The sequence below is a fragment of the Thauera sp. K11 genome (genome assembly GCF_002354895.1).
In the GTDB taxonomy this organism is placed as follows: domain Bacteria; phylum Pseudomonadota; class Gammaproteobacteria; order Burkholderiales; family Rhodocyclaceae; genus Thauera; species Thauera sinica.
This window is the reverse complement of the sequence record NZ_CP023439.1, coordinates 221,096-237,901: the sequence shown is the minus strand read 5'-3', so window position 1 is coordinate 237,901 and position 16,806 is coordinate 221,096. Positions and strand designations below refer to the sequence as shown.

Genomic DNA, 16,806 nt, shown 5'->3' with positions numbered 1-16,806 from the left:
CAGGGGAGGAGGTCGGAGGCTCGGCGGCCGGAGCCATGCGTCGCCCCGCGGTTCGCGGGGACGGCGCATGGCGTATCGGACGGTTTCGCCGGGCGCTCAGTCCGGCGGCGGTGCCACCATCGCCTGCAGGTGTTCGATGACGCCGGGCTCGACGAAGACGCAGGGCTGATCGGCCGGGATCGATACGTTGAACACGGCGGCGAATGCCTCGCGTTTTAGATGGGCCACGCGACCCGTTCGGTACGCCTGTTCCGGCTTCAGCCGGTCACGCGGCAAGCCGCTGCGCTGCGGATCGCATTCGACCAGGGCGACGAAGCCGTCATCGGACAGCTTCTGATGCTCGGGGCACAGGCCCCAGCCTGTCGTCGTGCGGTGTGCCAGGCTTGCGCGCAGACGCTTGTCGAGCAGGATGTTGCCGGTATCGAAGGGAGTGCCGCAGACTAGGCAGACCCGTTGCTCCAATGAGACGTGCGACTTATCGGTCATGGTGATGACCTCCGGTCGCTCGGGCGGAATGGCCTGGAACCGGCGCCGGTACGGCGCATCGGGTGCAGTCGGAGGGCGCATCGGGGGTGCGCCGTTGGCTGGGATGGGTATCCATGAGGTACTCCTGCTGAGGCCAGGGGCGTACCCCACCCGCTCGGGATGAAGTGACATCCCGAGGCGTGGACGGAAGGAAATGGCATCGGCGCCCGGAGGCACTCATCCGCGGGGGCGATGCGGGCGGATTGGCGGGTCGCGCGGGAGGATCCGCGGCGGCTCCGAGACCCGAGCCGCTGGCATGGTGCTGACGGATCAGCAACGCATGAAGCCAGCATCGGATCGCGCTGGATGCGCGTCATGCGGGAATGGGATGCAAGACGTTCCCGGATTCGAGAATGTGTCGAATCGGGAGGCGGGTGGTCGGCGCAGCGATTGCGCCTGTTCCCGGCTTGGGCTGTGCGGTTGAAAAGGCTACTGTTAAATGGCTTGGACGCCTCGTCGCTAGATCCTGAGGTGGAGACAGCACCCGCCGGCGGCAAAACACCCACGGAGAGAAATCGATGAAGCTATACGCCCATCCCTTTTCGTCCTATTGCCAGAAGGTACTGATCGCCCTCTACGAGAACGCGACCCCCTTCGAGTACCGCAGCCTTCAAGACCCCTCGGCAAACGCCGAACTCGCCTCCCTCTGGCCGCTCAGGCGCTTTCCTGCGCTCGTGGATCAGGAGCGCACGATTCTCGAGAGCAGTACGATCATCGAGTATCTGCAGATTCACTACCCCGGCACGGTTCACCTGATTCCGGACGGCGACGCGGGCGTCGAGGTTCGGATGCTTGACCGCATCTTCGACAACTACGTCATGACGCCAATGCAGAAGATCGCCTTGGACCCGCTCCGTCCAGCGTCTGATCGAGATCCCTACGGAGTGAAAGAGGCGCGTGGCGTCCTGGACAGGATCTACGCCTGGCTCGACACCAGCCTCGCTGGTCGTGCCTGGGCTGCCGGTGAGGCGTTCACGCTGGCCGATTGCGCCGCCGCGCCGTCACTTTTCTATGCTGATTGGGCTCATGAAATTCCGCTCGGGTACGCCAAGCTCCGGGCCTACCGTGCCCGACTGCTGGCGCATCCGTCCATTGCTCGCGCCGTGGACGAAGCGCGGCCTTACCGGGGCAACTTCCCGCTCGGTGCGCCGGATCGCGACTGAAGCTATGGACAGTTCCAGAACACCGTGGGGCAGCGCCACGTTGCAGTCCCGTTTCTCGGTGCGGGTCAGGGAGACCTCGGCGTCCTCCTGGTACCGGTTTCCGGGGGGCGAATCCAATCCACCCAAGGTGTTTCATAACATCGGTAATTGTCGACAACTACCGATGAACAGGAACATTCGGTCGCGGCACGATCAGCCGCCTGCCGATCGCCTCGCGACCTGCACGCCGCTTCGGATCAGCTGGCGGTGGGGGTGACCGGCTTGACGGATTTCGGGGTTGGCTTGAACGACGATTTCCTGCCGGCCAGCTTTTGCGCGGCGACTTCCAGTGCGGATAGTGTGCCGCCGTTGGCGAGCCAGACATCGATCCAGCCGGGTTTGCGGCCCCGGCCCGACCATGCCAGATTCTTGTTGCTCGGGTGGACGTACTTAGCGGGCAGCGGTGCCTTTTGGGTCGCGACCGGAGCGCGTTCGATGAGAGCAGGTGTTGGTGCGGCACTGACCAGATCGTCCAGTGATACCCCGTGCTCCTTGGCCAGCTTCGACAGCTTTTTCAGCAGACCCGCGCGGGTACTGGCCGCACGCTTCTCGATTTCCTTCTCGATTCTGCCGGCGAGCTTGCGCAGATCGGACAGATTCAGGGTCGAAAGTTCCATGCTATTCAGGCACTCCTGGGTGGGGCGAATGCGGGGATGATAGGGGTGGGGGACGGAAAGTCAAATGGGCTATACTTATAATAATCAATATTATTCCACTCGCACGTTATCACTGGAACCGATCGGTGGTGGTTAGCATAGCTGCTTCGTCGTGACTATCGATTCAGCGACATGATCACATGCTGCTGCTCGGAACCGAGCGTATACAGCCTGTCGTCAAAGACGGTACGACTATCTGCTTCTCGGCCGGATCTGCCATTAGGTTACCATTCCGGTAACTGCCGCTGTGGCCAGGAGCAGCCGGTCAGCTTTTTTCTTGCTCGACCGCTCTAGGCTGAACTGCGACGAGAAGCTGCTTCAACTGGCGCGGCAAAAGTTCCGTCACCTTGGCGATGTGGTGAAGTTCTACCGCTTCTCTGTCATTGGCACGAATGGACCCAGGGTCGCGGAGATTCCAGCCTGACGAGTTGCCCGCATTGCAGCTCCTATTCTGGATTCGCCGTCGGCGAGAAGACGCCCTGTAGTTGGGCTAAAACGCGGGAGCGGCGCAACCATTCCATGAGCAGGGAGGGAAAATGTCATCAAAGGCGGGGTCCCACGCGGGAAGAGGTTTCAGATACCAGGACGTCGTCGCCGCTCATCTGGCGGTAATGGGATTCGTCGGCAGGTATACGTATGGGATGGTCATCCCTGAAGGCCGTGATGACCTGGAGTTGCGTGGGCCTCAGATCCGGGTGCTCTGTCAGGTCAAGTCGCGGCGCGACCACATGGGCCCGTTCCGCGCGAAGGTAGTCGCAGATTTCATCAAGAAAATGTGGGATAGCAAGACCCGCAATCCCACCGACCGCTTCTTACTCGTCCTCGAAAGCGACGTTGACGAGCGCAGCAGCTCGCAGAGCAGCCTCCGAGAACTCAATGGCTACCCCAATGTCATTGGCAAACTCAAGGGAAAGAAGGGTCTAGTGGCCGATGTGTCGAAGACACAAGTGCTCGTACTCCCAAACCCGCGCGCGGATGCGGTGGTTGATATAGCGAATGCTCTCGGCTGTACCCAACAGGAAGCCGACGTCTACTTTGCGGACCTACTCGGTATCGTCGGTACGGCGGCCGACGCAAACGGTATGCGCAAGCCTACTGACTACCTAGGAGTCGGCGTCTCTGATGTTCAGCAGCGCTTCGATGCGTTGCAGCCGCTACTGACTTCGGCTGTAGTCGAGGAGGCTCTGGCGACCGGGCTTTGCGCAACGGTCGATTTCCTTACTGCCAACGATGACCAGCTCTTTTACATGGGCGTGGACACACAACCTGCGCACGTAGCGGCTGGTTTGGTAGTTGAACGCCCTGAGCTGCGCGCCGCAGTCATGGACGGTTTGAACGACCGCAGGAACGTTTTGGTGCACGGTCCGTCTGGTTCAGGGAAGTCTGCGATCCTGTGGGACGCTGCGTACGCCAGCCGACATGCGGTCCGCTGGTTCCAAATACGCAGGCTCCCGCCTGATGCATTGGGCAATCTCATGCAGCTTGCGCGTTCCCGGTGCGCGACCCTCGACGCTCCGGTCGGATTTATCATCGACGACATTGGACGCGGCCTCGTTGAGGCGTGGACCGCACTCGCGGCCGAGGTCCGGAGAACGCCTGGACTGCTACTACTAGGTTCAGTGCGAGAGGAAGACAGGTATCCGCTTGTGGACAAGGGCCACGCTCGTCAGGTTAGAGTGGATAGCGATACCGCTTTGGCTGAACGAATCTGGAGCGAGCTTCGCCAGCGTGGTCAGACGAATTGGCAAGGGTGGAAGGAACCGTGGAGCAGGTCGAACGGACACCTGCTCGAGTACACCCACGTTCTGACGCGGGGCCGCCGCCTCAGAGAGACGCTGAGCGAACAGGTCGCCGCCAGACTGAACGACGTCGGGCGGCACGACGAATTGGACATTCTTCGCGTGGTGGCCTGCGCAAACGCCGCCGGCTGCAGTGCAGAGGTCGCGCGTCTCCCAGAAGTGCTCGGAAAGTCGAATTCAACGGTATCCATGGCGTTGAGTCGTCTCATGGATGAGCATCTGGTCAACGGCACCGGCGACGGCCGCATCGTCGGACTCCACGAACTGCGCTCCGCTGAAATCTTGAGGCTCACGCACGAGTTTCCACCCCCGGTGTTATCCGCTACAGCCGCAGCAGCGGTCCGCGTCGTGCCGGCAAGCGAACTTGCGCGGTTCTTGGAGAGGACCCTGTCGGCGCATGTGAGCTGTGATGACGCGGTGCTCGGCGTACTTGTTCAGCGCATTCAAGCCGAACCCAGTGCATCCGTGTTCGCTGCGGTCATGAAAGGCCTTGACCTCGCCCATGCACATCGCGTGGTGCGAGAGTGGCTTGCGACGCCTGAAGCTCAAGCCGTACCAAAGGCGCATCGCGGGCTGGCAGGGATGCTGGGATTGACGGGTGTCGAACTGCCCGAAATTGGACAAGAAGTCCAGTTTGGACCAGCGTGCCGACGCATCGGAGAGCTGAGAGCCGCGGCGGCTCCCAACAGTTTGGCTCAGAGGTGCATTGCCCTCCTCGGCCCTAGAGGGATGAGGAGGGTTGCTGATGCGGCTGGAGACCTGCGCGAGCTCACCCAAGTGCTGGCTTCGCTCAGCGGACAAGTGCTTCCGGGATCCATCATCTTGGATGAGTTCTCGCGGCTCAACCCTCCAATGCAGGACACTGACTTCGACGACCTCGTGGCGCTGCTTAGGGTGGCCCGCGCCCTCAGCCGCACAGTCGCCGTCGAGTGGGTCAGCAGGGCGGGGCAGGAAGCCCTATTTCAGAGGTTCGTTGACTGCGTGTCATGGGTGTCGACGCCAACACTGACGCCATGCGAGGAAGGCGTCGAGGTCCGCGCGAATGTCTGGTGTATTACCGCCGCGATGAGCGCGGATGCCAATAATGCGGTGGTGCGTGTCTGCGAAATACTCCTTGCCGTGGCACCCTCAGCGGACGTGGTCGCGAGCGATGCCTTGGGCGCGGATGGTCGTTCAGATGATGACTGTCGAGTACCCGCTTGTACAAAAGCGCATCCAGCGCGACAACTTGCCCGGACCAGCGGTCGTCAGCAGAAATCGAGGGTGGATGCTGGCTCTCAATACTCAGTTGACTACGGACAGCAGCACGGCCTACCTATCGCAGTGTCTTGAGCACTTACGAGTGGTCAACAAAAATTTGAAGGTTCTTTTGGATTCGGTACTTCGGGGCCCTCCAGATGGAGAAGCGCTCACGGCCTTGGGGAGAGTGAACGACGCATCGCGCGCGCTAGTACCGCCTCCAGAGGTTCAGTCTGATGGAGCGGAGTTGCGGCGGTCATCGAAACTGCAGTCGTTGTTGTTCGACTGCTCCGCAGACGTCGTCCGTCGGTTCATCCGGCTACCTGAAGGCGCCTCTGCATACATAGGCTGGGTAGACGACCTCTTGGGCCACGTCAAGAACGCGGAGATCGAGGAACCGTGGGAGTTGTTCACTTCGGAGCCACCGAAAGAACTCGGGGAGCTGTCTCGCATCCTTGAGGGGCTCCGAGCCCTGGCAGGCGAAGCATCGATCCGCCAGCAGTCGCCATTTACAACCCACCGAAATCCTAGAGCGAAGAAGGGCTGCGCGTTTGACACGGCGTGCCGAGCGGTTCGCCAGTTTCACGATGCTCAGCTCGCAGAGCTCGAGTCAAACCTGCGGGCGCAGTTCTGTTCCGACGAGAACGGCTGCAGCCTGTTCCTTCTACGCGATGCAGCGGTCCCTGTTATTTGGCCACCAGCCGACGTGTTGATGACAGTGCCCATCGAGAGCTCGGTGGATTTGGCGACGAGCTGGGCTACCTGGCGCGCTGTGGTTGAGGGCGGTCGGAGGATTTGCGTCCTGCCAGTTGTCGAGGGATACGGGTTGACCTCGTTCGCTGTCGCCGGACTAGACACACTGAATGTAGTCCGGAACGAGGCTGACAAGTGGTGCACCGTGGCGGGCGTGCAGCCGCTGCCCCTCATCAACGTCGCTGCGTTGACAGCCATCACCAATCCGTTGGTGGAACTCGATGGCATCCGAACCTATTGGGCTAGTAAGGGTGGCCGCACGCCCGTCGAACAGGCCACCTACGACCAGCTTCTCAGCGCGCTTGAGCAGAGCAGAGCCACCTTTCAGGCCCTCCAGGTTTCGGCTGAGGTGACGGGCGCTGTAAACCAGTTCGTCGATGCGGTATTGGCCGGTGAACTCAGCCTGGCCGCGGAAGCATCGCGGGTGTTGGTTGGCGAGACTGGCCCAGCTTGGCAGGTTCTAGGGCAATTATTACAAGCTATTACGGAAGTGGACATCTCGCTTGCAACGGCGAGGCTGGTTGAGCCTGCTGAGGCTCAGATCTAGAACTCGCTCCAGCGCAGCGCAGTCTCATGCACACAGTCCAGCTGTAAATTCACAGAACGTTCAATCCCGAACAGTTGTAAGAGATGTGCGCGACCAACTTTTGTTCGGCCCGCGAGATTCATTTCGTTGGGAGGCAGCACTTTGGTAGGACGAGATGCTCGACGGACGCCCGTATTGGGCCTGAAGAATACTTAGTGCAGTCAGCGTTAATTCGCTTGCCAACCGACACCGGTAGCAACCATTGCAAGGCAGACGCTGCTTACCGAAACTCGAAGGGCCGCTATCGGGTCGGTAGCGGTAGCGCGGGTGCCAAACATCGAACGGCAGCTCCGGCCGAACATCTGACTCCCATCCATCGATAGCTGCTCGCCTCGTTCTCCAATGAGCACGTGGAAACGGTTACTAAGGCCGCCGTTCTCACGAAGCGTCCAGTTCTCGACCCAGTTGAATTTAGTGGTCAGGAACACCTGTATCGAAGGAGTCACTCTCCCCCCCCCCCCCACATCACTTATCCACAAAATCTGTGGATGACCCTGTAGATAAGTCCGCCGTCCCCCGACGTTCAGGCCCCCGGTTGCCGTGACGCTTTTCTGACCAACAGGCTGCCCGGCCCTTCAGAAATCGGCAAGCCGCCGCTTCCCATTGTTTGCTGATGCGGCCTCGCAGGATGGCGATGGTATCGGCTCGACATCCCCGAGCGCCGATCCATGCCATTCGCCTTTCTCTACCGCTGCCGCGCGATCTGCAGCGTCCTGCTGCTGAGCACCCTGACGGCCGGCTGCGCGACGCCTCTGCCGCCCCCACCCCTACCTGTTGCAAACGAGACCCCAGCAGTACAAGCGCGGGAGTACGTTCCGGTCGTCCGCTACAGCCGCTACACGCTGGTCGAGCTCGCCCCGACGGCCGCCCAGCACGACCTGCTGTTGCAGGTGATCGACGTCTCCATCCCCGACACGCTGCACGCCAGCGTCGGCAACGCACTGCGCCACGTGCTGCGCCGCTCGGGCTACCGGCTCTGCGACGGGCCCGACACCGAGGCGCTGAACGCCCTTCCGCTGCCGGTGGCGCATTACCACCTCGGCCCGCTGTTGCTGCGCGACGCCCTGCTGACGCTGGTCGGCCCCGCCTGGGATCTGCACGTCGATGACGGCGCGCGCCGGGTGTGCTTCAGCCAGGCCGCGGATCCCCCGCCGAACCGGCGGCGCAGAATTTCCCCGTTCCACCTGCCGGCGTCCGGATCGAGCCCCTGCCGCACCTGCAGGAGGAACAACCATGAGCGACATTTCGGGCACCACCCAACACCGGCACGTCCCGCTGCTGCGCGTGGCGGCTGCCGCCTGGCTGCTGCTCATCAGTGCGGCCGCCGTCATCAACCACGTGGCCGTGTCGAATCTCGACCGGGACGCCGACAACGAGCGGGACATGCGGATTGCCGTGCTGGAAGGACGGCTGGCCGAACTCGCCCACCACGTCGAACAAGGTGAACGGCAGCCGGCCGCCCTACCCCTGGCGCGCTACGAGTCCGAACGCCAGGCGCTGGATCGGCGGCTGGACGCGCTCGAACAGGCGCTCGGCGAGCGTCCGACGGCGGAAAGCCTGCTGTCCCTGCGGGCCCGCATCGAGCAACTGGAAGCACGGCCCGACACTGGCCGTTCGGCGACACCAGCGGCTGTACGCCCACGCCCGCCCACTCCCCCCAAGCCCCAGGTGATCGAACCGCCGTTCCGGGTGATCGGTGCCGAACTGCGCGCCGACGAGCGCTTCCTGTCGATCCTGCCGGCCGATGCGGGCGCGCTTTCGCAGGTCCGGCTGCTGCGCCCCGGCGAAGCGGAAGCCGGCTGGCGCCTCGATGCCATCGAGGGGAACGCCGCCGTGTTCCGGCATAGCGACGCGGTCCGCCGCCTGGCCGTTCCTGCACGGTAGGAGCGGGTCATGCTCCGCCGCGACATCACGCGCCTGCTGATCTCCGCCCTGCTGACCGGCGGCCTCGCCCAGGCCGCGGACACCCGCACCTCAGCCACTGTTCCCGGCCGTGAACAGCCCATCGCCATCGAGCACAGCGACGCGCAGCAGGCTCGCGACTGGGGGCTGCGCGCCGAAGAATGGACCCGCTACCGGGAACTGATGCGCGGGCCGCTCGGCGTCTATTCGCCCAACCTCGACCCGCTCACGGCGCTCGGCATCGAGGCGCGCACCGACGAGGAGCGGCGCCGCTACGCCGAATTGCAGGTGCAGGCCGAAGCGGCCCGCGTCGAGAAGTTGCTCGCCTACCAACGCGCCTACGACGACGCCTGGCAGCGACTCCACCCCGGCCTGCAGCGTGTCACGCTGCCGGGAGCCGGCGCGGCCGCCACGCCCGCCATGAGTACGCCGCCCTCCCGGGCTGCCGTCTTCGTGAAGGACGACTGCCCTGCTTGCGACGCGCTCGTCCGCCGGCTCCAGGCGGACGGCGGCGCATTCGACCTCTACCTGGTCGGCAGCCGTGCCGACGATGCGCGCCTCCGCGCCTGGGCCCGGCGCATCGGCATCGACCCTGCCAGGGTGCAGGCCCGCACGATCACGCTCAACCACGATGCCGGGCGCTGGCTCTCGCTCGGCCTGCCCGGCGACCTGCCGGCCGTGGTGCGCGAGGTGAACGGCCAATGGCAGCGGCAGCCGTAGGCCGGCGCGGTGCCGCACTCCTGGTAGGCGGCTGGTTGGCCGGCGGCGCCCTGGCCCAGGAGATTCCGCCGCCGGCCTACCAGCTCGCCGCGCAGCGCGCCGGCATTCCCGCGACCGTACTCTATGCGGTCGCCCTGCAAGAAAGCGGCGTCCAGTTAAACGGCCGCCTGGTGCCCTGGCCTTGGTCGCTGAACGTGGCCGGCGCCAGCCGCCGCTACGCCACCCGCGCCGAAGCCTGCGCTGGCCTGCACCAGGCCCTGCGCGACGTGCCGCCCACCCGCATCGACGCCGGCCTCGGCCAGATCAACCTGGGCTACCAGAAGCAGCGCTACCGCCACTCCTGCGACCTGCTCGATCCCTACCGGAATCTGGCGATCGCCGCCGAGATCCTGCACGAGCAGCACACCCCCGGCGAAGACTGGCTGCTGGCGATCGGCCGCTACCACCGCCCCGCCGGCGGCGCTCCGGCCGCGCGCTATCGCCACCGCGTCGACCAGCACCTGGCACGCGTGCTCGGCATCCCCCGGCTGGACACCACCGCCCGGAGGGACCTGCCATGAAACACTTTTCCGTCATTGCTGCTGCACTTGCCGTCGCACCGTGGGTGCTGCCGCCGGTCTTTGCGCAGTCTGATCCGCTGATCGTGGTCGAGGACCGTGGCGGCGTGTCCGCCCTACCGTATTACGAGGCCCTGGATCTGCAGCCGCACAGGGGGCAGGCACCGCCTCGGCTCGACATTCCCCAGCCACCCGCTGGGCGCTTCAGCGAAGCCGACATGCTGCCGGTGCGCTCGGCACGCCTGTCGCCGGGCACCGTGCCACGCCGCGCGATCGAAGCCCCCGGGCTTACGCCCTTCTTTGTCGTCGGCGACGACAATCACTCCCACGCCTGGCTGCGCCTGCGCGCGCCGATCCTGCGTGATCTGGGCGCCGTGGGCCTGGTGGTGAACGTGGAGTCGGCCGAGGCGCTGGCCGCGCTGCGCACTCTAGCGCCCGGCCTGCCCCTGACGCCCGTGCCGGGCGACGACCTGGTCGGGCGCCTGGGCCTGCGGCACTACCCAGCGCTGGTGACCGCCACGGGCATCGAGCAGTGACGCCCCGGCGATGGCCCAGCCCCATACCATCGAGGTCCTGCTGCGTCCCGCGGTGGAGCTTTACACCGTGGCAACGTGCGCCGGCGCCGCGCTGCTGTGCATGGTGGCACCGTGGTCGCTCGCGCTGAACCCGCTGCTGGGCTTTGGCAGCGCGCTGGCCTTCCTCGCCTTCGGCGCGATCCGGCTGCGCGAAGCCTGGGTGATCCTGCGCTACCGGCGCAACCTGCGCCGGCTGCCGCGCTACGTCATGACCAGCCGCCAGGTGCCGGTCAGCCAGCAGCGGCTCTTCGTCGGCCGCGGCTTTCTGTGGGATCAGCGCCACACGCACCGGCTGGTGCAGACCTACCGGCCCGAGTTCCGCCGCTACGTCGAGCCCGCGCCGGCCTACCGGCTCGCCCGCCGGCTGGAAGAACGGCTGGAGTTCGCTCCCTTTCCGCTATCGAGGCTGGCGCGGCTCATCGCCTGGGACCACCCGCTCAATCCGGTGCGGCCCTTGCCGCCGCTCGGCGGCCTGCCGCGGCTGCACGGCATCGAGCCCCACGAGATCGACGTCACGCTGCCGCTTGCCGAGCGCGTCGGGCACAGCCTCGTCATGGGGACGACCCGCGTCGGCAAGACGCGCCTGGCCGAGTTGTTCATCACCCAGGACATCCGGCGCAAGAACGCAGCCGGCGAACACGAGGTGGTGATCGTCTTCGACCCGAAGGGCGACGCCGACCTCCTGAAGCGCATGTACGTCGAGGCCAAGCGCGCCGGGCGCGACGGCGAGTTCTACGTCTTCCACTTGGGCTGGCCGGACCTCAGTGCGCGCTACAACGCCGTGGGCCGGTTCGGGCGGATCAGCGAAGTCGCCACACGCATCGCCGGGCAGCTTTCCGGCGAAGGCAATTCGGCAGCCTTCCGCGAGTTCGCCTGGCGCTTCGTCAACATCATCGCCCGCGCTCTGGTGGAACTGGGACAGCGCCCGGACTACCTGCTGATCCAGCGCCACGTGGTCAACATCGACGCCCTCTTCATCGAGTACGCCGCGCATTTCTTCGCCCGTACCGAGCCGAAGGCGTGGGACATCATCGTCCAGCTCGAAGGGCGCCTGAACGACAGGACCATCCCCCGCCACATGGTCGGACGCGAGAAGCGCGTCGTGGCGATCGAGCAATACCTGTCCCAAACCCGGTTCTACGACCCGGTGCTGGACGGGCTCCGGTCTGCGGTGCGGTACGACCGCACCTACTTCGACAAGATCGTCGCCAGCCTCTTGCCCCTGCTCGAGAAGCTCACCACCGGCAAGATCGCCCAACTGCTGGCACCGGACTATGCCGATCTCGACGATGCGCGGCCGATCTTCGACTGGATGCAGATCGTCCGGAAGCGGGCGATCGTCTATGTCGGCCTCGATGCGCTGTCGGATGCAGAGGTCGCCGCAGCCGTGGGCAATTCCATGTTCGCGGACCTCGTGTCGGTCGCCGGGCATATCTACAAGTTCGGCATCGACGACGGCCTGCCAGGCGCATCACCCGGCCTCAAGGTGCCGATCAATGTGCACGCCGACGAATTCAACGAACTCATGGGCGACGAATTCATTCCGCTCGTGAACAAGGGCGGTGGCGCCGGGCTGCAAGTGACGGCCTACACGCAGACCCTCTCGGACATCGAGGCACGCATCGGCAGCCGGGCCAAGGCCGGCCAGGTCATCGGCAACTTCAATAATCTGATCATGCTGCGCGTGCGCGAGACGGCCACCGCCGAACTGCTGACGCGGCAACTGCCCAAGGTCGAGGTCTACACGACCACGCTGGTGAGCGGCGCCACCGACAGCTCCGACATCCATGGCCCGACCGATTTCACCAGCAATACACAGGATCGCGTCAGCACATCGAGCGTGCCGCTGATCGAGCCCGCGCACGTGGTCGGGCTGCCCAAGGGCCAGGCGTTCGCGCTGCTGCATGGCGGCCAGCTCTGGAAAGTCCGCATGCCGCTGCCCGCGCCCGATCCGGACGAAGTCATGCCCGAGGATCTGCGCCAGCTCGCCGGCTACATGCGCCAGCACTACACCGAGAGCGGCGACTGGTGGACAGGCCACAGCCCGCCCGACCTGCAGGACGCGCCGCTGCCGGACGATCTGCTCGAAGGCATCCACTTGGCCGACACGGAAACGGCCGGCGGCGAGATGCGCCAATGAAAGACCCGGCCACCACCGCCGAGCGCCAGCAGGTCCGCCGGCAAGGCCTGATTGCCGGCGCCGTCACCCTGCCGCTGCGCCTGGTCGGGGTGCTGGTCGGGTCGCTGCTGCTGTCCATCGTCATCGAGTGTATCGGCATGCATCTGTGGTGGCCCGAGCAGGGCTGGCGCCACGCCCAGGGCATGCTCCAGTACGAACTGGATCAGCTGTCACACCATTTCACGCGCAGTGCGGTGGTGCAGGAACCGGGCCGCACGGCGCACCGGCTGGTCGAAACCGCCTATGAATGGATCTTCGTAAACACCGGCCTGCTCGACTGGATGGGCAACACATCGGCACGCGCCCGTGCGCCTAGCCAGGGCGCTGCACGGGATTTCCGCCACTACCTGAGCCGGGCCTACCTGTGGAGCGAGAACTACCTGATCGCCGCGGCGTTCACGGTGCTGACCTTCATCGTCCGGCTGCTCGTGCTGGTGCTGACCTTACCGCTGTTCGCAATGGCGGCCTTCGTCGGTTTCATCGATGGCCTGGTGCGGCGCGATATCCGCAAATTCGGCGCGGGCCGCGAATCCGGCTTCATCTACCACCGCGCGAAAGCCGCGCTGATGCCGCTGGTGGTTCTGCCCTGGATCACCTACCTCATGCTGCCGGTTTCCGTGCATCCCATGTTGATCCTGCTGCCCAGCGCGGTGCTGCTCGGCGTGACGGTGTGCATCGCAGCGGCAACGTTCAAGAAGTACCTGTGATAGCGCGGCACGCCTTTAACGCCCAGGCAATTCAGCACAGCGCTCTGGCCTGCTGTCACGGTGCAACCAATGGCTCGGCCAAGTAGGCAGTGTGCAACAACTCCACGAAGGACGATGCCTCCGGCAATGTCACGGCATCAATCCGATGCACCGCCACGCCCGGCGTCCACGAATTCATGACCACGGCTCCGGCCAGTTCCGGCAGATCGGCCACCGTCACCTCCTGTTCCCGCTGCGGCACGCCCAAGCGTTCCAGTTGCCGGCGGAGGATGGTCATCGTGATGCCGGCCAGCATGTCAGCTCTGGGCCACACCACCGAGGTGCCGTCCCAGAATGCGAGGTTCCAGATCGTCGCCTCGCTGAGCCGGCCTCGCCGGTCCACGAAGACCGCATCGTCGAAACCCCGTTCGACGGCTCGACGCAGAAACCAGGTCTTGGCGATCTCACCGACATGCTTTACCTCGGCCAAGGTCCGTTCATGCTCGAAGGTCGCGAGGCCGAGCGGCCCTGCCGGGCCGGACGACGCCGGGCCTGTGCGAATCAGCAGTTCGGGCACGGCCTCCGGTCCGGCCACGATGAACTCGCCGGCAGGCGAATACACCGTGGCAACCAGTGAAAAGTCGGCAGGACCGGCCTGAACTGCGGCCTTCAGTGAAGCACGGATCTGCTCATCCGGCAGCGCCTGGCCGAACAGCTTCAAGGAGGCCTGCCGCAAGCGTGCCAAGTGGAGGTCGAGTCCGCGCACCCCGCCGTTGCGCACCTGCATCGCAGTGAAATGGGCGTAGCCTGCAAAGGCCAGGGGGCCAAGTTCCTCGGCCGTTGCCGGCCGTGCGTTGCGCAGCGTCATGAACGTGGGTGAAGCATCCGTCGTTGCCGCACTTCCCGTTTCGAGAAACCCCCTCACCAAGCGCACCAGTTCATCCGGCCGCTCCAGCGGCGCCAGGTGCCCGCTGTCCAGTTCCGCATAGCGCGCACCGGGAATCGCTGCCGCCAATGCGCGCGCATGGGCCGGCGGCACCATATGGTCGTACGTGCAGCCAATGACCAGCGTGGGTTTGGCGATGCGTTGGACCTGCTCGCGCACATCGAGCGTCAAGTCCAGTTCCACCTGCCGGACCATGCCTTCCCACTGGCTGCCGGTGACGATGGCCTCGATGTTCTCCTCGATCTGCTCCATACTCAGGCCGGCGAGGAAATCCGGGCTGAAGCCGGTCAACAGGAGCAAGCGGGCCAATGCGTGACGGTCATTCCGGATCAGATCGCGCCACAGGCCAAGTTCCAGTTTGAATCGGGTATCCTCGCCGGCAGCAAAGCCCGCCAGCAGCACCAGCGAGCGCACCTCGTCCGGATATTCGGCCGCGATGTACGCGGCCACCGATGCGCCCAGCGAAAAGCCGACCAGATCGAACGGCACCGCCCCTGCGGCACGGGCTGCCCCCACGACCTGTGCGGCGAGGCTGGCGACTGAAAGCGCACCACCCTGGTCCGCGGTTTCTCCCGAGCCCGCATAGTCGGGGCGGACCACCGTCCAGCGCGATGCGAACCGCTCGACCAGGTGTCCCCAGTTGCTCTGCGCATCTCCTCCGGTGCCATGCACCAGCACCAGGCCCGGGCCCTGCCCGTCCACCTGAAAGGAGACACGTGCACCATCGACTTCCACGACTGCCATGTTCGTCACCTCGTCTTGTTGAACCATGGCGCGAGGCTAAACTCTGACAACACTGTCAAGGTCAAGAGAAAAAGCAGGAGTCCTTCGTCATGCGGATCGGAGAGCTGGCACGCCGTACTGGCGTCAGCGAGCGAATGCTGCGCTACTACGAACAGGAGGGCCTGCTGCAGCCGGCCCGCACCGATTCAGGATATCGCGACTACGGTGAAGCCGAGGTCCAGGCCGCGCACCGCATCCGCCTGCTCAGTGCTTCCGGCCTGAAACTCGACACCATCCGGGTACTGCTGCCGTGCATGCGGGGCGATCAACCCGCATTCGAGCCCTGCCAGGAAGTCCGGGATGCGCTGCGGCAGGAGGTCGAGAAACTGGACGAGAAACTGCGCGACCTGACCGAAAGCAGGCGCATCGTGGCGAGCTACCTGGATGGACTGAAAACCGCAACGCCCCCTGATTTCCGCACTGGATCACGGAGCGAATCCCCATGACCTGGCGAAGTCGTCGCACGCTCTACGTCATCGGCAACGGATTCGATCTGCCGATCCGACAACGAGCGGCCAGTGAAACGCGCAAGGCTGATTGAACTCGGCGTAGATGCCGACCCGGCATTTCCTGTGCCCTGGAAAGGCTTGTAGGCGATCACCCTCCTCAATCGTTCCGGACGTACCGTCCAACAATCCGGTGATCTTGTCGTTCCCTTTGATTGAGGTATCGGTGACGACATTACCGCAGCATCTTGCCATTCGTCACAACGAGGATCGGCATGATGTTCCAGATCAGCTGTCACGCTTGTGGGCAGCGCCATTGGATGGCGCTGCTTGTGGTCGCGCTCTCGGTCTGGCAGCCTGCCACCGCAGCCGACGCCATCGAGCGTGAACAGCTTGCGGCCCTGGTTCGCCAACTCGATCTGATCGAGCGACTGACCGAGCACGCCGCTAGCATCGCCCCCCAACAACGTGCCCGCTACTACTTCGACTACGCACGCCTGCACGAGGACGTCCAGCGTGTCCGGTCCGGCATCCGCGACTACCTGACACCCGCACGCGCCCAGCCACGCGACCCCGCCGTGCTGCTCGGCGACTACCGCCAGCCCGTTACCCCGGTCGCCGCACCGGAGGACGCCCCATGAACGCCGCCCAGACCGTCGCCTTCCAGGCCAACGGCGGCTTCACCCCTGCCGCCGTGTCGGTCGTGCTGATCGGGGCCGTGTTCGCCGTCCTGCTGGTGTGGGGCGTGTGGGCGATGCGCACCGCCTATGTCGGCTGGGCGGAGCACCAGCTTTCCCAACGTCAGTTCCTCGGGGTCGTGGTGCGCTTCGCTGCCCTGTACCTGGTGCTGACTTTCTTCCTGCTCTCGTAGAGGTCGTCATCATGCATTGCGCTGCCCGCTTCTTCCGCCCTCCCCGCCCCGTGCATCTGGCCGCCCTGCCCACACTCGCCGCACTGGCGCCGCTCGCCCACGCCCAGGGGCTGCCCACCCTCGAGAACCCTTCCCGCGGCACCGGCAGCGGCATCATGGAAACGCTGCGCAACTACGGCTACGACATCGTGCTCCTGATCGCCCTGCTGGTGGTCGCCTCGATGTTCGTCGGCGTGTGCTACCACGCCTACACGCGCTATGCCGAGATCCACACCGGCCGTGCTACCTGGGGTCAGTTTGGATTGACCGTGGCCGTCGGCGCCGTCCTGCTGGTCGTGGGCATCTGGCTGCTCACCGAAGCCACTGGCATTCTCTGACGAG

Annotated in this window: 16 protein-coding genes and 1 pseudogene; 14 read left to right on the top strand and 3 right to left on the bottom strand. The window is 64.8% G+C overall.

The window, feature by feature from the left end:
* Positions 1-96: 96 nt before the first annotated feature.
* Positions 97-486, bottom strand: a complete 390-nt coding sequence (locus CCZ27_RS01170) for an ATPase (RefSeq protein ID WP_096444984.1) — start codon at positions 484-486, stop codon at positions 97-99.
* A 557-nt stretch (positions 487-1,043) separates the two neighbouring features.
* On the opposite strand from CCZ27_RS01170, the gene CCZ27_RS01165 reads away from it, so the two are divergent.
* Positions 1,044-1,688, top strand: a complete 645-nt coding sequence (locus CCZ27_RS01165; protein WP_096444983.1) for a glutathione S-transferase family protein — start codon at positions 1,044-1,046, stop codon at positions 1,686-1,688.
* 236 nt (positions 1,689-1,924) lie between these two features.
* On the opposite strand, the gene CCZ27_RS01160 is transcribed toward CCZ27_RS01165, so the two are convergent.
* Positions 1,925-2,344 (bottom strand): H-NS histone family protein, encoded by a 420-nt coding sequence (locus CCZ27_RS01160; RefSeq protein WP_096444982.1) that lies wholly within the window; start codon positions 2,342-2,344, stop codon positions 1,925-1,927.
* Between the two features lie 680 nt (positions 2,345-3,024).
* On the opposite strand from CCZ27_RS01160, the gene CCZ27_RS01155 reads away from it, so the two are divergent.
* From CCZ27_RS01155 to CCZ27_RS01115, 9 genes and pseudogenes are all read left to right on the top strand, one after another.
* Positions 3,025-5,514, top strand: a complete 2,490-nt coding sequence (locus CCZ27_RS01155; RefSeq protein WP_157748402.1) for a P-loop NTPase family protein — start codon at positions 3,025-3,027, stop codon at positions 5,512-5,514.
* Between the two features lie 184 nt (positions 5,515-5,698).
* Entirely contained in the window at positions 5,699-6,721 is a 1,023-nt protein-coding gene (locus tag CCZ27_RS01150; RefSeq protein ID WP_157748401.1) for a hypothetical protein, read from the top strand.
* Between the two features lie 707 nt (positions 6,722-7,428).
* A pseudogene (pilL2, locus tag CCZ27_RS01145) lies at positions 7,429-7,830 on the top strand (PFGI-1 class ICE element type IV pilus protein PilL2); the annotation flags it as partial.
* A 163-nt stretch (positions 7,831-7,993) separates the two neighbouring features.
* On the top strand, positions 7,994-8,644 hold the full coding sequence (locus CCZ27_RS01140; RefSeq protein ID WP_096444979.1) for a hypothetical protein: 651 nt from the start codon (positions 7,994-7,996) through the stop codon (positions 8,642-8,644).
* A 9-nt stretch (positions 8,645-8,653) separates the two neighbouring features.
* A complete protein-coding gene (locus CCZ27_RS01135; RefSeq protein ID WP_096444978.1) occupies positions 8,654-9,382 on the top strand; it encodes a TIGR03759 family integrating conjugative element protein in 729 nt (242 codons plus the stop codon).
* The gene (locus CCZ27_RS01130; RefSeq protein WP_096444977.1) at positions 9,364-9,942 is read left to right on the top strand and encodes a transglycosylase SLT domain-containing protein; all 579 of its coding nucleotides are present in this window, start codon (positions 9,364-9,366) and stop codon (positions 9,940-9,942) included. The genes CCZ27_RS01135 and CCZ27_RS01130 overlap by 19 nt, the downstream gene beginning before the upstream one ends.
* The gene (locus tag CCZ27_RS01125; RefSeq protein WP_096444976.1) at positions 9,939-10,475 is read left to right on the top strand and encodes an integrating conjugative element protein; all 537 of its coding nucleotides are present in this window, start codon (positions 9,939-9,941) and stop codon (positions 10,473-10,475) included. Before CCZ27_RS01130 ends, CCZ27_RS01125 begins: the two co-directional genes overlap by 4 nt.
* 10 nt (positions 10,476-10,485) lie before the next feature.
* A complete protein-coding gene (gene traD / locus CCZ27_RS01120; RefSeq protein WP_096444975.1) occupies positions 10,486-12,654 on the top strand; it encodes a type IV conjugative transfer system coupling protein TraD in 2,169 nt (722 codons plus the stop codon).
* The gene (locus CCZ27_RS01115) at positions 12,651-13,400 is read left to right on the top strand and encodes a TIGR03747 family integrating conjugative element membrane protein (RefSeq protein ID WP_096444974.1); all 750 of its coding nucleotides are present in this window, start codon (positions 12,651-12,653) and stop codon (positions 13,398-13,400) included. The genes traD and CCZ27_RS01115 overlap by 4 nt, the downstream gene beginning before the upstream one ends.
* Positions 13,401-13,455: 55 nt before the next feature.
* Here CCZ27_RS01115 and CCZ27_RS23890 read toward each other — a convergent pair whose 3' ends face one another.
* Entirely contained in the window at positions 13,456-15,069 is a 1,614-nt protein-coding gene (locus tag CCZ27_RS23890; protein ID WP_198363234.1) for an alpha/beta fold hydrolase, read from the bottom strand.
* Between the two features lie 89 nt (positions 15,070-15,158).
* Here CCZ27_RS23890 and CCZ27_RS01100 point away from each other — a divergent pair, with 89 nt between their 5' ends.
* The 4 genes from CCZ27_RS01100 (at position 15,159) to CCZ27_RS01085 (ending at position 16,802) form a co-directional block, all read left to right on the top strand.
* On the top strand, positions 15,159-15,554 hold the full coding sequence (locus CCZ27_RS01100; protein ID WP_096444973.1) for a MerR family transcriptional regulator: 396 nt from the start codon (positions 15,159-15,161) through the stop codon (positions 15,552-15,554).
* Between the two features lie 275 nt (positions 15,555-15,829).
* Positions 15,830-16,195 carry an integrative conjugative element protein, RAQPRD family gene (locus tag CCZ27_RS01095; RefSeq protein WP_443081530.1) on the top strand — a complete coding sequence of 122 codons (366 nt, stop codon included), beginning with the start codon at positions 15,830-15,832 and terminating at the stop codon, positions 16,193-16,195.
* Complete coding sequence (locus CCZ27_RS01090; protein WP_096444972.1) at positions 16,192-16,425, top strand: TIGR03758 family integrating conjugative element protein; 234 nt, start codon at positions 16,192-16,194, stop codon at positions 16,423-16,425. The genes CCZ27_RS01095 and CCZ27_RS01090 overlap by 4 nt, the downstream gene beginning before the upstream one ends.
* Before the next feature lie 11 nt (positions 16,426-16,436).
* A complete protein-coding gene (locus tag CCZ27_RS01085) occupies positions 16,437-16,802 on the top strand; it encodes a TIGR03745 family integrating conjugative element membrane protein (protein ID WP_096444971.1) in 366 nt (121 codons plus the stop codon).
* The last annotated feature ends 4 nt before the right edge of the window (positions 16,803-16,806 follow it).

Coding starts and splice junctions, on each gene's coding strand:
- CCZ27_RS01170 (WP_096444984.1), bottom strand. CDS start 486: ATGACCGATAAGTCGCACGTCTCATTGGAGCAACGGGTCTGCCTAGTC.
- CCZ27_RS01165 (WP_096444983.1), top strand. CDS start 1,044: ATGAAGCTATACGCCCATCCCTTTTCGTCCTATTGCCAGAAGGTACTG.
- CCZ27_RS01160 (WP_096444982.1), bottom strand. CDS start 2,344: ATGGAACTTTCGACCCTGAATCTGTCCGATCTGCGCAAGCTCGCCGGC.
- CCZ27_RS01155 (WP_157748402.1), top strand. CDS start 3,025: ATGGTCATCCCTGAAGGCCGTGATGACCTGGAGTTGCGTGGGCCTCAG.
- CCZ27_RS01140 (WP_096444979.1), top strand. CDS start 7,994: ATGAGCGACATTTCGGGCACCACCCAACACCGGCACGTCCCGCTGCTG.
- CCZ27_RS01135 (WP_096444978.1), top strand. CDS start 8,654: ATGCTCCGCCGCGACATCACGCGCCTGCTGATCTCCGCCCTGCTGACC.
- CCZ27_RS01130 (WP_096444977.1), top strand. CDS start 9,364: ATGGCAGCGGCAGCCGTAGGCCGGCGCGGTGCCGCACTCCTGGTAGGC.
- CCZ27_RS01125 (WP_096444976.1), top strand. CDS start 9,939: ATGAAACACTTTTCCGTCATTGCTGCTGCACTTGCCGTCGCACCGTGG.
- traD (WP_096444975.1), top strand. CDS start 10,486: ATGGCCCAGCCCCATACCATCGAGGTCCTGCTGCGTCCCGCGGTGGAG.
- CCZ27_RS01115 (WP_096444974.1), top strand. CDS start 12,651: ATGAAAGACCCGGCCACCACCGCCGAGCGCCAGCAGGTCCGCCGGCAA.
- CCZ27_RS23890 (WP_198363234.1), bottom strand. CDS start 15,069: ATGGCAGTCGTGGAAGTCGATGGTGCACGTGTCTCCTTTCAGGTGGAC.
- CCZ27_RS01100 (WP_096444973.1), top strand. CDS start 15,159: ATGCGGATCGGAGAGCTGGCACGCCGTACTGGCGTCAGCGAGCGAATG.
- CCZ27_RS01095 (WP_443081530.1), top strand. CDS start 15,830: ATGATGTTCCAGATCAGCTGTCACGCTTGTGGGCAGCGCCATTGGATG.
- CCZ27_RS01090 (WP_096444972.1), top strand. CDS start 16,192: ATGAACGCCGCCCAGACCGTCGCCTTCCAGGCCAACGGCGGCTTCACC.
- CCZ27_RS01085 (WP_096444971.1), top strand. CDS start 16,437: ATGCATTGCGCTGCCCGCTTCTTCCGCCCTCCCCGCCCCGTGCATCTG.